Below are 14,105 nucleotides of genomic sequence, written 5' to 3'. Positions count from 1 at the left end.
TGGCCGGGCCGTCACGCGTCGGGGCGGCCGTCGACCAGATGGATGTGGTTCAGTCCGGGGCCGAATCCGGCGATGTGATCCGGGGTGCCGTGGTGCGGCTTCGACGGGCTGAACCGGCCGTCGCGGACCGCCGCGTCGTAGGCGCCGCCGAAGGCGTACTCGGCCAGGACACCGCTGACCCCGTGCTCGGCCGCCCAGGCCAGCCCGTCCTCGGAGGTCGCGAAGACCGCCGACGGGAACCGCGACCGCGGCCCGTTGAAGACCCAGACGGTGGACCGGACCGGATCCGGGCTCCGGGTGGGCCGGCGCCGCCGTCCCTCAGGGGTGAAGGAGAAATCGTCGTGGTCGTGCCGTACCGCGAGAACCACCGGCTCCGGGAGGACACCCCGCACGCCTTCACCCGGAAGGGTGTCGGCGAGGGCGTTCCAGAGGTGGACGCAGATCAGGCCGTCGGCGGGATCCGCGGTGGCGTAGGCGAGCGTCTTGGACCACAGGACGTTGGAACCGCCGATACGCAGAGACGGGTCACCGAACTCGCCGGTCAGGTCGGACCAGGTCCGGTCCTCCGTCACCCACTCCCGGATCCCGGTGCCGAGCTGCTGGTACTCGGCGTTCGTGAGCACCCGGTCCAGGTCCAGCCAGCCGAGGCGATGGGCTATCCCGGCGTAGGCGGACGCCGCGGCATCCCGGACCATGCCGGCGGGGAGGATGCCGGAGTAGGCGCCCCGCACGCCGGTCGCGGTGAACAATCCGCTGCTGCGCAACGCGGCGTACTCGGCTCGCCACCGCTCCACGCCGCCGTCCACCGCGGCCATCGCCTCGAGGAGAAGGAACTCGGCCGACTCGTCGCGGCTGTACATGCCCGGCCGCCGCAACGCGTTGTTGAGGTGCTCTCGATGATGCCGGTACACCGCGTCGTGACTCATCATGATCGATTATGACAGTCGGGTGCGGGGCGGCGGCATCAACGGCCCCCAGCCGCATCGGGACCGTGTCGTCCACCTCGTCGTGCGACGTGCCGACGGCTGCCGCACTCCGTGGTCGTCGTTCTGCGCCATCGATGCCTCGTCTCAGATGGTTCGCTCGGGGTCGTCCGTCCCGTCAGCGCTGGTCGACGACGAGGCCGTCGCGTGTCGTCCGGTCCTTCGTCAGGGCCATGGCCAGCGGAGCCTCCGGGAATCCGCCGATGGCGGCGAGCGCGGCCTGCATCTGCGGGCCGCTCGCCCAGTGCCACGTGTCGGTGTACGTCTCGTCGTCGAGCCGGATCAGAACCGTCGCCGTGAGTCCCGGGTGCGCCTCCCGGACCGTGCCGATCAGCGAGGCCCGCCGTGCCAGGAACTCCTCGAGATCGGCGGGCTCGACCATGTACGTGTGGGTGCGGACCGTCGTCATCGTCGTCACCACGATCCGGGGGCCTGGCGGATCGGGGCGTTCAGACGGTTGAACAGGTTCGTCACCGCGATCCCCAGCAGCAGCGCGGCGAGCTGCTCCTCGGTGAACTGATCCGCGGCCGCGTCCCACACATCGTCCGGAACAGCGTCCGTGTTGTCGGAGAGCCGGGTGACCGCCTCGGCCAGGCCGAGCGCCGCCCGTTCGTCCTCGGAGTAGTACGGCGTCTCCCGCCACGCCGTGACGAGCCCGATCCGCTCGTCGCTCACGCCGAGCTTGCGCAGGCTCTTGAGCCCGCCGTCGACGCAGAAACCGCACCCGTTGATCTGGCTGACCCGCAGGTGCACCAGGTCCATCAGCTCCTGCGGCATCCCTTGCGCATGGACCGCCTTGATCAGCTCCTGGATCGGCTGCATCGCGGCCGGCACCAGAACCGCTGGATTCTTCATCCGCTGCGCCATCGTGTCTCACTCCTCGTGTAGGTCCTGTCGTCCTTTCCACGAGGTTGCCGGACCCGGTTGATACATCCGCGATGCGTTCACGATGCACCGCACCCCGCCCGCATCGGAGATGTCGCCGGCTGCCTGCGGTTGCGCTGTGGAGTTGTCAAGGAACAGAAGGGCCGGCCGGCTCGGATGCGCTCCTGCCGGCCTCAGCCGGCGAGGAGTCTCAGAGGTTCGGAATGGAGACGGTCGAGGACGGCGCCGGTCGCCGCATCGGCGGGAAGGTGGACGATCAGCCGCTGATCGTCGTCGTCGGGCAACTCGAGCACCTCGAAGGCGAGGCGCAGCAGGCCGGCCTCCGGGTGGGCCATCGAGAACACGCCATTGGAACGCGGCAGACCGGGAACGGTCTCGACCCGGCGGGTGAAGGCTTCACCGGCGGTGACGGAAAGCTCGGTGGCGAGGGCGGCGATATGCGGATCCGCCCGGAACGGGCCCTGCTTGAGCGCGGCGACCTCGTCGTCGGCGATCCGCTCCCAATCGGGGAAGGCATCGCGTGCGCGCTCGTCGGAGAGGATGAAACGGGGCAGGTTGGGATGGGCCGCCTCCAGGAGGCCGAACGGCCCCATCAGCCGCTCATAGCCGGAGGTGTGGGCCAGGATGTCACCGAGCCGGTTGAGCAACACGGCAGAGGAGGGCTCGAGGCGATCGATCAGGGCGCGCACGGTCGGCCGCACCGTGCGGGCCGGGCGGGTGCGGCCCAGGCAGTTGTGACCAGGGTCGGCAGCCTTGGTCAGGCGCAGCAGATAGGCCCGCTCGCCGGCGGACAACCGCAACGCTCCGGCGAGCGCGGACAGGACCTGGGGGGAGGGCCGGCGGTCCCGGCCCTGTTCGAGGCGGATCACGTATTCGACGCTGACGCCCGCGAGAGCGGCGACCTCGGAACGACGCAGCCCTGGGGCGCGCCGGCGTGGGCCGGCGGGCAGCCCGACCTGAGCCGGAGTGATCGCCGCGCGGCGGGTCCGCAAGAAGAGTCCGAGTTCGTTGTCGCTCACCATCCGACCGTAACGCCGCCGCCGGGCGTGAAGGTGTCCCTGCTGGTACCACCATCACCACGGTCTCCACAAAGGCCGGTGACCGGAGCACTCTCGAAGCGTGAACGAGAGAATCGTCTTCGGCTTCGGAGCACACAGCGACATCGGCGACGGGCCGGACCTGCTGCGCATGACGCAGCAGGCCGACCGGGACGGTCTGGACGTCTTCTCGCTGTCCGACCATCCTTACCTGGGTGCGCGTCTTGACGCGTATGCGGCCATCGCCTTCGTCCTCGGCCGCACTCACCGCCTCGCGGCGTTCGCCAACGTCACCAACCTGCCCACCCGGCCGGCCCCGGTGCTGGCTCGCACGGTCACGTCGCTGGCGGCGCTGTCCGATGGCCGTGTGGTGCTCGGCATGGGCGCCGGCGGCCTGTGGGACCGCATCGCCGACATGGGCGTCGCGCCGCTCGCTCCCCGCGAGGCGGTGGACGCCTTCGAGGAGGCGATCCTCCTGGTGCGCAAGCTGTCGGGCGGTGGCCCGGCCGTCACCCACCACGGGCGGCACTACCGGGTCGAGCGGATCGATCCCGCCCCGGTGCCCGCGCCTCCGGTCTGGACCGGTTCGGTGGGACGGCGATCGCTCGCCGCGACCGGCCGGGTCGCCGACGGCTGGATCCCCGGTCATGCGGCTGACTGGCGCAGCGAGCGATATCGCACGTCTCGCCCGGTCATCGACGAGGCGGCGACAGCCGTCGGCCGACACCCGGGACAGATCCGGACGATCTTCAATCTTCCCGGCCGCATCACCGACCGTCCGCTGCCCGCCACACGCGACAGCGACGGCCGGTGGATCGGCGGCTCGGCCGGGCAGTGGGCGGAGGAGTTGACCGAGGCCGTCCTCGAGTTCGGCGCGTCGGGATTCATGCTGTTCTCACCGAGCGGCGGGGCTCCCGACCCGCTGTCCCTGAGCCGATGGGCCGTGGAGATCGTCCCCGCCGTCCGTGAGGCGATAGATTCGCATCGTGGCGCTACGGTTCCGGCTCCTGGGCCCGGTGCAGGTCGTCGATGACGGCCGGCCGCTGCCTGGCATCGCCCCGAGACACCGGGCGGTCCTGGCCTATCTGTTGCTCCACGCCGGCCGGGTGATCGGCATGGAGAGGCTCATCGATGCGATGTGGGGCTACGACCGGCCGGAGACGGCCCGCTCGCAGATCCACGCCACGATCACCGCCCTACGGCGGGCCTTGCGCAGCGCGGGGGGCGGCGCGGGCCCGGCCGGCGACGAGATCCTGCAGACCCGGGCGGGTGGCTATGTGGTTCTTCCCCAGGACGGGCAGCTCGACGTTCACACCTTCGAAGACCTGGTGTCGGGCGGGCGGTTCCGGGAGGCCCTCGACTTGTGGGACGGAGACGCCCTGGCCGACATCCACGCGAGCTATGTGCCGAACGCCCGCGCGTTGCTCACCGACCGGCGACTGAACGCGGTCGAGCGACTCATGGATTCGTCGCTGGAGGCGGGCGAGCATGCCCGGATCGTCGACGAGCTCGCCGGCCTCGTGGCCGCCAACCCGCTGCGCGAGCGGCTCGCCGGGCAGCTGATGCTGGCGCTGCACCGCTCGGGGCGGCAGGCCGACGCGCTGGCGGTGGCCCGGTCATACCGCACGGCCCTCGCCGACGAGCAGGGACTCGATCCGGGACGCGAATTCGCCGAGTGGGAGAGGACGGTCCTGGCCGGCTCACCGGTGGCCGAGAGCAGGAATCATCTGCCCTACGACATCCCCGACTTCGCGGGCCGTGACACCGAGCTCGACGAGATCCTGGCCGGCTCGCCCCGGAACATCGTGACCATCGACGGGATGGCCGGGATCGGCAAGACCACCTTCGCGGTCCGGGCCGCCCACCGCGTCGCCGACCGGTTCCCGGACGGGCAGCTCTTCATCGATCTGCGGGCGAACACCGCGGGCCAGGAGCCGTTGTCCGCCACCGCAGCGCTGGAGATCCTGTTGCGGCAGTCGGGCCTCACCGACATCCCTCGCGGGGAGGCCGAGCGCAGCGCGATGTGGCGCACCGAGCTCCAGCGGCGCCGGGTGCTGGTGCTTCTCGACAACGTGGCCGGCGAGGCTCACGTGCGGCCGCTGCTGCCCGGTGTCTCGGAGAGCCTGATGCTGATCACCAGCAGGCGCAGGCTCATGGACATCGACGGAGCCCGCACGCTGTCCATGGAGGCGCTGCCGCCCGGGGACGCGACCACTCTGTTCACCGGCATCGTGGGGGAGCGGGCCACCGCCGAGCCCGCGGCCGTCCGGGACGTGCTCGACATCTGTGGCAACCTGCCACTCGCCATCCGGATCGCCGCGGCCCGGTTGCGGCACCGCCCCCGCTGGACGGTCGCCTACCTGGCCGGCCGCCTGCGGCTCGCCGATCTGGCCACGCCCGAGCGCAGCGTCGCGGCCGCCTTCACCGTCTCCTACGAGCAGCTCGACGAGGCCGGGCAGCGCATGTTCCGGCTGCTCGGGACGGCTCCCGGTCGCGACATCGAGCCGCATGCCGCCGCGGCGCTCGCCGACCTCCCGGTGCCCGACGCCGAGGACCTGCTGGAGAGCCTGCTCGACGCGCACATGCTGGTGCAACGGGAGCAGGGCCGCTACACGATGCATGACCTGCTGCGCGAGCACGCCCGATCGCTGGCCGAGGAGGACGGCGCGCTGATGCGGCTGCTCGTCCATTACCTGCACCGGTCGCGGGCGGCGGTGCGGCAGCTCTACCCCGGCAACATCGGTGACCGGCCAGGGCTCCCGCCGATGCTCACTCCGGTCGAGCCGGTCGACGGGCCGGGCGAGGCGATCCGATGGCTCGACGCGGAGCGCGGCAACATCATCACCACGGTCACCTACGGCCCACAGGTGTGCGTCGGTCACCTCGCCCACGCGCTCCGGCCGTACCTGGACCGGCAAGCCCACCACGACGACGCCGTCATCCTGCACTCCACCGCCCTGGAGCGCAGCCGGCGAAACGGCGACGCCGACGTGCAGGGCCGGGCGCTGGCCGACCTGGCATGGACGTACTGGCGGCGCGGCGACTACGAGCAGGCCTCCGACCATGCGGGGCAGGCGCTCGACATCGCCACCGACGAATTCCCCAGGGCCCTGGCCCTGCACGCGCTCGGTGACGTCGCCGAGCGCCGACGCGAGACCGGCCGGGCCGAGCGATGCCTGAAAGAGGCACTCGACCTGGCCCGGATCGCCGGTGACCGGGCACGCGAAGGGTTCGTCCTCGGCGACCTCGGCATGGTCCTGGACCAGCTGGACCGTCACGACGAGGCACGCCGCCATCTCGACCTCGCCCTCGCCATGCACCGCAAGGACGGCAATCCGCTCGGTGAGGCGCGGGTCCTCGACCAGATCGGCACGGTGCTGTGCCATCAAGGGCTTCCCGATGAGGCGATCGTCCGGCACCGCCAGGCAGGCGACCTCTACCGGGCGATGGGCAATCGCAGTGACGAGCCGTCCGCGGCCAACGGGATCGGCGAGGCGCACGTGGCGGCGGGACGGCCCGCCCCGGCCGTCCAGGAACATGAGCGGGCGGCGGCCCTCGCGGCCCGCGTCCACAACCTGCCCGAGGTGGCGCGGGCACACTACGGACTGGCGGTGGCGTTGCTGCGTCAGCGGGAATACGGCCCGGCCGCCGCGCATGCGCACACGGCGACGCTCGCCTTCGGGGAACTCGGCGTTCCCGACGCCGGCGACGCCGAGGTTCTGGAGTTGCTGGCCAGGGCGTCACGATCCTCGGACGACGAGCCGATCCGGGGCGCTACCGGAGATGAGATCACCGAGCTCGCGGCCCGTTTCCCGATGCCGTTGCCACGGCTCCATGTGGCCTGGCTGCGGATGTGCAACGGCTCGATGGTCGAGCCCGGTGGTCTGTTCGGCACGGCACTGGCGGGGCGGACGCTCGACCGCTTCCCGCAGTGGCCCGCGCGGGGGCGGATTCCGGTCGCGGGCGATGGGAACGGCAACTACTACGTCCTCGACGCGGCGTCGGGCGCCGTGTACTTCCTCGACACCATGGAGGGCGATGACTACGCCTATGTCGTCGGCAGCGACGTGATGCACTTCGTGCGGTTCCTGCTCGAAGGCGACCGGGGCTGGCCGTTCCAGCGGGACTACGTCACGAAGCGTGATCCGGCCATCCTCGACGTCGGTGACCGGAGCCTCCTGCCCTGGAGCGGGACGCATGGGGCGTAGCGGTGTCGGTCAGGCGGGCGAGCGGGTCGCCCGGGTTGTCGCGGTGTCGGTCAGGCGGGCGAGCGGGGTGCCCGGGTTGTCGCGGTGCCGGTCTGGTGGGCTGCCGGAGGACACGGACCGGAACGCCGGCGGGCAGGCGCCAGCCGGTCAGACGCGGGCCGGGACGGTCTGGAGCAGGCTCAGCAGCAGGGCCAGTGGGGGCCAGCCGGTTCGGCCGGCGCGGACCACCGCGGAGGTGCGCAGGATCGGGCACGGGTTCCGCAGAGGGAGGAGGCGCACGCCGGGGCGGGTCGGCTGATCGGCGGGGAGCAGGCCGATACCGAGGCCGGCGACGACCAGGTCCTGGAGCAGAGCCAGACTGTCGGCGCGGTGCGTGACGAGTGGCTCGAAGCCGGCCATGGAAGCGATCGTCCGGACCACCTGCTCGTCGGCGGCGCCGCGGGAGTTGACGATCCAGTCGTGATCGCGGTAGCGGGCGAAGACGGCCGCCGCGGAGTGCTCCGGGTCACCGGAGACCGGGTCGGTGGCGGGAACGCCGAGGGCCCATTCGGTGGACCAGAGCGGCTGTGACACCACGGACCGGTCCGGTGTGGCGGGGGCCAGGTTGAAGTCGTAGGTCAGGGCCAGGTCGATGTCGTCGGCGGCGATCAGGGACAGGGCTTCGGCGGGTTCGTGTTCGTGGATGCGGACGCGGACCTTCGGGTGATCGGCTGCGAGACGGGACAGGACCGGCATGAGGGAGCGGCGGATCGCTGTGCCGAAACCGGCGACGCGGATCGTGCCGGCGGGCTCGGCGGACGGGTCCAGGTCGAGACGTGCCGCCTCCAGGGCGGCCAGGATCGTCACCGCGTGTTCGGCCAGCCGCCGGCCGGCGGGGGTGAGCCGGACCCGTCGTCCGTCCGGCTCGATCAACGCGATTCCGGCCTCGCGGGCCAGCGCGGCGATCTGCTGGGACACCGCGGACGTGGTGGTGTGCGTCTCGTCGGCGACGGCACGCATCGATCCCCGTCGAGACAGCAAGAGGAGAGTTTCCAGGCGGCGCACGTCCACGGGTTCATTGTTAAGCAACCGCGAACGGTATGTCCACGATCGTTACGTGGACGCGAGCGGTCAGTGGGTCTCTACTGGCGGCATGACGCTCACCGCCGTACCCCCACGCTTCAAGTCCCCTGGTGGGACCGCCCGCAGCGGCGCCGCCCTCGCGGTTGCCGCGATGGCCTGCGTGCAGATCGGGCTCGCGGTCTCGGTAGGGCTCGTGGAACACATCGGCACCGCCGGGGCGGCCTGGATCCGGCTGGCGTGGGCAGGGGTGATCCTGTTCGTCGTGGTACGGCCGCGGCGCTCGGACTTCCGCAAGGGCGGTCTGCTGCCCGCCGTGGCGCTCGGGGTGGTCACCGGCACCATGACCATGCTGTTCATGGCCGCTGTCGCCCGGCTGCCGCTGGGCACCGCGAGCGCGCTGGAGTTCCTCGGGCCACTCGCGGTGGCGGTCGTCCGCGGGCGCACCCTGCGCTGGCCGTTGATCGCCGCAGCGGGTGTGCTGCTGCTGACCGCGCCGTGGCACGGTGGCACGGATCCGGTCGGTGTGGCCTACGCGCTCGGCGCCGCCGTGTGCTGGGCGGGCTACATCCTGCTCACTCAACAGGTCGGTGACGAGAGCAGCGGTGTCCGCGGGCTGGCGATCTCGATGCCGGTCGCCGGGCTGGTGGCGACTGTGGCCGTCGCGGTCGTTCCCGGGACGCCGGTGTTCAGCCGGCTCACACCGGAGATCATGGTGGGCGGGTTGTTCCTGGCGGTGTTGTTGCCGGTGATTCCGTTCGTTCTGGAGTTCCTGGCGCTGCGCCGGTTGACGACTGCCGCCTTCGGAACCCTGATGAGTCTGGAACCGGCCATCGCCGTCCTGGTCGGGTTCGCCCTGTTGGCCCAGGTGCCGGACCTGGCAGCGGTTGCGGGGATCGGTCTGGTCGTCGCCGCCGGCATCGGCGCCGAACGTTCCGGCGCCCGACCCGCTGCGGTCGGCGGTTGAGGGGCCGAGGCCGGTGTCGGTGGGGGAGCGCGTTGAACCCGCTGCTGTCGGTGATCGAGGGATCGAGGGCGGTGTCGGGCGCGTGAGTGCGTTGGACCCGCTGTCGGTGGCTGAGGGACCGAGGGCGGTGTCGGGCGCGGGGGCGCGTTCGATCCGCTGTGGTCAGCGGCTGAGGGCCGGCGCAGGTATGGAGAACCGAGCATCGGCGCGGCGGCGCAGCACGGCCCACCGCCAAGAGTTCCGTCAGGTGTGATCCGGCTGAGGAATGGGCAGGTCCAGTGGCATGGCGGTGATTCTGATGACGGGGGCGTCGGGGCGGATCGGGCAGATGTTGCGCAAGCGGCTCGGGCATCATCAGCTGCGACTCACCGACCTGCACGGCGGGGACGAGGTGGCGGCTCTCGACGTCACCGACGGGGCCGCGGTCGAGCGGGCCGCCCGCGGGGCCGACGCGATTCTGCATCTCGGCGGGATCGCCGCGGAGGCGCCGTTCGAGCGGTTGCTGGCGGTCAACGTACGCGGAACGGAGCGGGTGCTGGAGGCGGCGCACCGGGCGGCCGTGCCACGGGTGATCATCGCTTCCAGTAATCATGCCGTCGGGCTGCAGTCGCGTGACGTGGCCGGGCCGGATGGGCTCCCCGATGATGTCGAGGCGCGGCCGGACACCTATTACGGCTGGAGCAAGGCGGCGGTGGAGTCGCTGGGCCGGCTCTATCACGACCGGTACGGGATGCACGTCGTCTGCCTGCGCATCGGCAAGTGCGCGGAGAAGCCGTCGGCGCCCCGGGACCTGGCGACGTGGCTGTCGCCGGACGACGCGGCCCGGCTGGTGGAGGCATCGCTGACGGCGACCGGCTGGCGGCTGGTGTGGGGTGTCTCCGCGAACACCCGGCGCTGGTGGTCGGCGGCCGGCGGACAGGCGATCGGCTATCACCCTCTCGACGACGCCGAGCCGTGGGCCGCCGAGGTGGGCGAACCCGATCCCGCCGACCCGGAGAACCACCTGGTGGGAGGCCGGATGACCGGCACTGATCTGGGTACGCGATGAAGGCGGCCATGTAGCGATCCCGGCGAGCACCGCAGGCGATTTCACCGATTCACGTCTGTCGATGCTCGGGCATCGTCGGAAGCCCGTCCCCCACGGGAGAACGACGAGAAGGGAGCAATCTGAGATGCGGAACCGAATCCTCGTGACGGCGCTCGCTGCCGCCCTGGTCGCGATCGGTGTGCATCCCGGCGCCGCGCAGGCCGCGCCCGGCGGCTCCGGACCGTACCCCGCCGACTACGAGACCACGATCCGCCTCTACGACCACACCGTCTACCGCCCGTCCACCATCCCCGCCGGCCTCACCCTGCCGATCGTGGTCTGGGGCAACGGCGCCTGCCGCGCCGACGGCACCTGGTTCCAGAACATTCTCAAGGAGTTCGCCTCGCACGGGTTCCTGGTCATCGCGAACGGCAGGCCGGGCGGCACCGGCAGCACCGACGCCGGCATGCTGACCGAGGCCATCGACTGGGCCGTCGCGGAGAACTCCCGGGCCGGCAGCAAGTACCGGGGCCGCATCGGCACCGGCAAGGTCGCCGTGATGGGCCAGTCGTGCGGCGGCCTGGAGGCCGTCGAAGCCGGTGCGGACGCCCGCGTCGACACGACCGTGTTCTGGAACAGCGGGCTGCTCAGTGACCGGGAGAACTTCCGGCTCGCCCGGCTGCACGCCCCGGTCGCCTACATCACCGGCGGCCCGGACGACATCGCGTACCCGAACGCGGTCGACGACTACGCCCGCCTGCCCGCCGGGCTGCCGGCCTACCTCGCCCACCTGCCGGTCGGTCACTACGGCACGTTCTCGCAGGTCAACGGCGGTGAGTACGGCCGGGTCGGTGCCGCCTGGCTGAAGTGGCACCTCAAGGGCGACCAGGCGGCCCGCGCGGTGATCACCGGTCTCGGGTCCACCGGGCAGTGGACCGTCACCAGCAGGAATCTGACCTGATCACCAGTGGTGCATGGAGCCGTCCGCCAGGCGGTTCACCGGAAGAGAGGCGGCGCGGTACGGGTACCGCGCCGCCAGTTCCTCGTCGATGTCCACCCCGAGCCCCGGCTCCTCCGACGGGTGCAGATATCCGTCGGCGAAGGTGTACCCGTGCGGGAACACCGCGTCGGTGGCCTCGGTGTGGCGCATGTACTCCTGCAGCCCGAAGTTCGGGATCGCGAGATCGACGTGCAGCGCCGCGGCCATGCACACGGGGGAGAGGTCGGTCGCGCCGTGCGAGCCGCTGCGCACGTGGTACAGGGCGGCCAGGTCGAAGATCCGGCGCAGGTGGGTGATGCCGCCCGCGTGCACGACGGTGGTCCGGATGTAGTCGATGAGCTGCTCGGTGATCAGCTGCTGGCAGTCCCAGACCGAGTTGAACACCTCACCCACCGCGATCGGCGTCGTCGTGTGCTGCCGGATCAGCCGGAACCCCTCCTGCAGTTCGGCCGGCACCGGGTCCTCGATCCAGGTCAGGTGGTAGGGCTCCAGGCTCTTGCCGAGCCGGGCCGCCTCGATCGGGGTGAGCCGGTGGTGCACGTCGTGCAGCAGCTTCAGGGTCGGCCCGAACTCCTCGCGGACTCGCTCGAACACCTGCGGCACGTGGTCGAGGTAGTGGGCGGTGGACCAGACGTTCTCGGTGGGGATCGCCGCGTCGGCCGGCTCGTAGAACAGGCGGTCCTTGCCGACGCCGTACGTGCTCTCCAGCCCGGGGATCCCGGTCTGCACCCGAACCGCCTGATAACCCAGGTCCAGATATGTCGAGATCTCCGACAGGACGCCGTCCACGGTAAGAGCGTTGGCGTGGCCGTAGACCGTCACCCCGTCCCGGGACCGGCCGCCCAGCAACTGGTACACCGGGAGCCCCGCCACCTTGCCCTTGATGTCCCACAACGCGGTGTCCACCGCCGCGATGGCCGTCATCGTCACCGGTCCCCGCCGCCAGTACGCGCCCCGGTACAGGTACTGCCAGGTGTCCTCGATCCGGGACGCGTCCCGCCCGATCAGCGCGGGCGCCACGTGGTCGGTCAGGTAGGAGGCGACGGCGAGCTCCCGCCCGTTGAGCGTGGCGTCCCCGACTCCGCTGACCCCGTCCTCAGTGACGATCTTGAGCGTGACGAAGTTGCGGTCGGGACAGGTGACGATCACCCGGGCATCGACGATTCTCATCCTGACATCTTTGTCGGGGCGCCGCCCAACCATCCAGGGGTGGCCGCGCGTTGGAGTGATGTGGATATCGAGTTCGCCGCCTTCGTCGAGGCCCGCCAGCATCGGCTGCTGCGCTCGGCGTACCTGGTCTGCGGCGACCATCATCTCGCCGAGGATCTGTTACAGGGCGCGCTGGTCAAGCTCGCCCTCCGTTGGGACCGGGTCCGCGAGGGCGACCCCGAGGCGTTCCTGCGCACGGTCGTGTACCGGGACGCGATCTCCTGGTGGCGCCGGTTCCGCCGGGAGGACCTGCGCGACGCCCCGCCGGAACGCCCGGAACGGGCCGACGACGTGCCGGGCCGCCTGATGTTCGAGGCGGCGCTGCGGCGGCTGCCACCGCGGCAGCGGGCGGTGCTGGTGCTGCGCTACTTCGACGACCTCACCGAGGCTCGGACCGCGGAGATCCTCGGGGTCACGGTCGGGACGGTGAAGAGCCAGGCCAGCGCGGGCCTGCGGAAACTGCGGGAACTGGCGCCGGAACTCGGCGAGATGGTGGGGAAGGGATGACGATGGGAACCAACCGGCTCACGGAACTCCTCGAGCAGACCTCGGCGGATCTCACCCCGCCGCAGTTCGCCGCCACGGCCTGGGCGGAGGCGGGCCGGGTGCGCCGCCGCCGGCGGATCGTCGCGGCCGGCGTCGCCGTGCTGGTGGCAGCCGCCACGCCCGTGGTGATCCTCCAGCAGCGACCCGAGCGGACCATCCCGGTCGTCGCCCCGTCGATCTCCGCCGGCCCCGTCGCGCGCATCCCCGGTCTGCTCCACCGGCAGCCCGTCGCCGGACTGCCGGGAACGTGGAACATCCCGGACGACGCGCCGGCGCTCTCGGCGAATCCGGTGACCGAGGCGGTAGCGGTCGCGCAGGAGAACAATCACGAGGGGGAGATGCGGCCGCTGCACGTGCTCGACACGACGGGACGGTGGGTCCGGGTCGACGTGGGCGCTCTGGTGCGTACCCATGACGGGGGTGGAAACCAGGCGGACCCGCTGCGCGAGTCCTCCCTCTCCCCGGACCGGCGTCGCGTCGCCGTTCCCCAGCCGCAGGCTCTCGTGGTGATCGACCTGACCACGGGGAAGGCGTTCCGGATCCCCGTTCCTGGACTGAACGAGCAGGTCATGTGGTGGGGCGACGACATCGTGCTGGTCGGCGCGGGTGGGCCGGGGGTGGTCCGGGTCGACTGGCGAGCCGCGACCGTCACGGCGGAATCGGCCGGGATCTCGGCCTGGAGCGGCCTGGGCACCGACACCGCCGCCGGTGAGCTGCCCGAACTGGGCAGTGATCGTATCGTGCGCGTCTGGCAGGCAGGGTCGGCGCGACCGGTCCGGCAGGCGGGGCTCACCGAGAGCGATCTGCCGGGGGGTTTCCGCATCAACGAGTGGTACGGCGCGGGGGCGTACGACGGGAACGGCCGGGTCGCGGCGTTCGGCTGGGGCAACAAGCCGCTGAACGGCCCGAACGGCGGGTCCATGGAGGGCGTCGAGATGATGGCCGTGGTGGACACCCGGGACGGCTCCGTCGACCGGATCCTCGACCTCGGCGACCTCGGCACCCGCCGCAAGGGCTGCTGTGCCGTCCTCGACTGGATCGACGAGCGGACCGTCCTCGCCCAGACCGACCTGGAAGGCCTGATCAGCTGGAACCTGGACACCGGCGAGGTCGCCCTGGTCACCGCCGGCCCGATCCCCGCGACCCTCTCCGTGCGGGTGCGGTGACGCGGGCCGGCGGCGCCG

Annotated in this window: 13 protein-coding genes; 7 read left to right on the top strand and 6 right to left on the bottom strand. The window is 71.4% G+C overall.

The window, feature by feature from the left end; all coding sequences use genetic code 11:
• Positions 1 to 11: 11 nt before the first annotated feature.
• The 4 genes from Aut01nite_RS29460 to Aut01nite_RS29445 form a co-directional block, all read right to left on the bottom strand.
• Positions 12 to 929 carry a DUF7710 domain-containing protein gene (locus Aut01nite_RS29460; RefSeq protein ID WP_052163522.1) on the bottom strand — a complete coding sequence of 306 codons (918 nt, stop codon included), beginning with the start codon at positions 927 to 929 and terminating at the stop codon, positions 12 to 14.
• Positions 930 to 1,101: 172 nt separating this feature from the next.
• The gene (locus Aut01nite_RS29455; RefSeq protein ID WP_043524352.1) at positions 1,102 to 1,392 is read right to left on the bottom strand and encodes a hypothetical protein; all 291 of its coding nucleotides are present in this window, start codon (positions 1,390 to 1,392) and stop codon (positions 1,102 to 1,104) included.
• A gap of 5 nt (positions 1,393 to 1,397) precedes the next feature.
• Entirely contained in the window at positions 1,398 to 1,838 is a 441-nt protein-coding gene (locus Aut01nite_RS29450) for a carboxymuconolactone decarboxylase family protein (protein ID WP_236642641.1), read from the bottom strand.
• Positions 1,839 to 2,041: 203 nt separating this feature from the next.
• Entirely contained in the window at positions 2,042 to 2,890 is an 849-nt protein-coding gene (locus Aut01nite_RS29445; protein ID WP_201775485.1) for a helix-turn-helix domain-containing protein, read from the bottom strand.
• Between the two features lie 97 nt (positions 2,891 to 2,987).
• Here Aut01nite_RS29445 and Aut01nite_RS29440 point away from each other — a divergent pair, with 97 nt between their 5' ends.
• Complete coding sequence (locus Aut01nite_RS29440; RefSeq protein ID WP_201775486.1) at positions 2,988 to 3,938, top strand: LLM class flavin-dependent oxidoreductase; 951 nt, start codon at positions 2,988 to 2,990, stop codon at positions 3,936 to 3,938.
• On the top strand, positions 3,892 to 7,113 hold the full coding sequence (locus Aut01nite_RS29435) for an AfsR/SARP family transcriptional regulator (RefSeq protein WP_063958748.1): 3,222 nt from the start codon (positions 3,892 to 3,894) through the stop codon (positions 7,111 to 7,113). The genes Aut01nite_RS29440 and Aut01nite_RS29435 overlap by 47 nt, the downstream gene beginning before the upstream one ends.
• Before the next feature lie 147 nt (positions 7,114 to 7,260).
• Here the strand turns inward: Aut01nite_RS29435 and Aut01nite_RS29430 are convergent, their stop codons facing one another.
• Complete coding sequence (locus tag Aut01nite_RS29430; RefSeq protein ID WP_268871699.1) at positions 7,261 to 8,157, bottom strand: LysR family transcriptional regulator; 897 nt, start codon at positions 8,155 to 8,157, stop codon at positions 7,261 to 7,263.
• A gap of 88 nt (positions 8,158 to 8,245) precedes the next feature.
• On the opposite strand from Aut01nite_RS29430, the gene Aut01nite_RS29425 reads away from it, so the two are divergent.
• From Aut01nite_RS29425 to Aut01nite_RS29415, 3 genes are all read left to right on the top strand, one after another.
• Entirely contained in the window at positions 8,246 to 9,139 is an 894-nt protein-coding gene (locus Aut01nite_RS29425; RefSeq protein WP_052163523.1) for an EamA family transporter, read from the top strand.
• 283 nt (positions 9,140 to 9,422) lie between these two features.
• On the top strand, positions 9,423 to 10,187 hold the full coding sequence (locus Aut01nite_RS29420) for an NAD-dependent epimerase/dehydratase family protein (protein ID WP_043524230.1): 765 nt from the start codon (positions 9,423 to 9,425) through the stop codon (positions 10,185 to 10,187).
• 124 nt (positions 10,188 to 10,311) lie between these two features.
• On the top strand, positions 10,312 to 11,127 hold the full coding sequence (locus tag Aut01nite_RS29415; protein ID WP_043524231.1) for a poly(ethylene terephthalate) hydrolase family protein: 816 nt from the start codon (positions 10,312 to 10,314) through the stop codon (positions 11,125 to 11,127).
• Here the strand turns inward: Aut01nite_RS29415 and manD are convergent, their stop codons facing one another.
• On the bottom strand, positions 11,128 to 12,336 hold the full coding sequence (gene manD, locus Aut01nite_RS29410; protein WP_043524232.1) for a D-mannonate dehydratase ManD: 1,209 nt from the start codon (positions 12,334 to 12,336) through the stop codon (positions 11,128 to 11,130). It abuts the gene before it with no gap.
• Positions 12,337 to 12,396: 60 nt separating this feature from the next.
• Between manD and Aut01nite_RS29405 the strand changes: the two genes are divergently transcribed.
• Positions 12,397 to 12,882, top strand: coding sequence for a SigE family RNA polymerase sigma factor (locus Aut01nite_RS29405; RefSeq protein WP_173476656.1), 486 nt, complete (start codon positions 12,397 to 12,399; stop codon positions 12,880 to 12,882).
• Positions 12,879 to 14,087 carry a hypothetical protein gene (locus Aut01nite_RS29400; protein ID WP_152628620.1) on the top strand — a complete coding sequence of 403 codons (1,209 nt, stop codon included), beginning with the start codon at positions 12,879 to 12,881 and terminating at the stop codon, positions 14,085 to 14,087. Before Aut01nite_RS29405 ends, Aut01nite_RS29400 begins: the two co-directional genes overlap by 4 nt.
• The last annotated feature ends 18 nt before the right edge of the window (positions 14,088 to 14,105 follow it).

Origin of the sequence: Actinoplanes utahensis, assembly GCF_016862455.1 — a bacterium.
Classification (GTDB): Bacteria; Actinomycetota; Actinomycetes; order Mycobacteriales; family Micromonosporaceae; genus Actinoplanes; species Actinoplanes utahensis.
The sequence above is the reverse complement of the archived record's forward strand: the minus strand, read 5'-3'. Positions and strand labels throughout refer to the sequence as shown.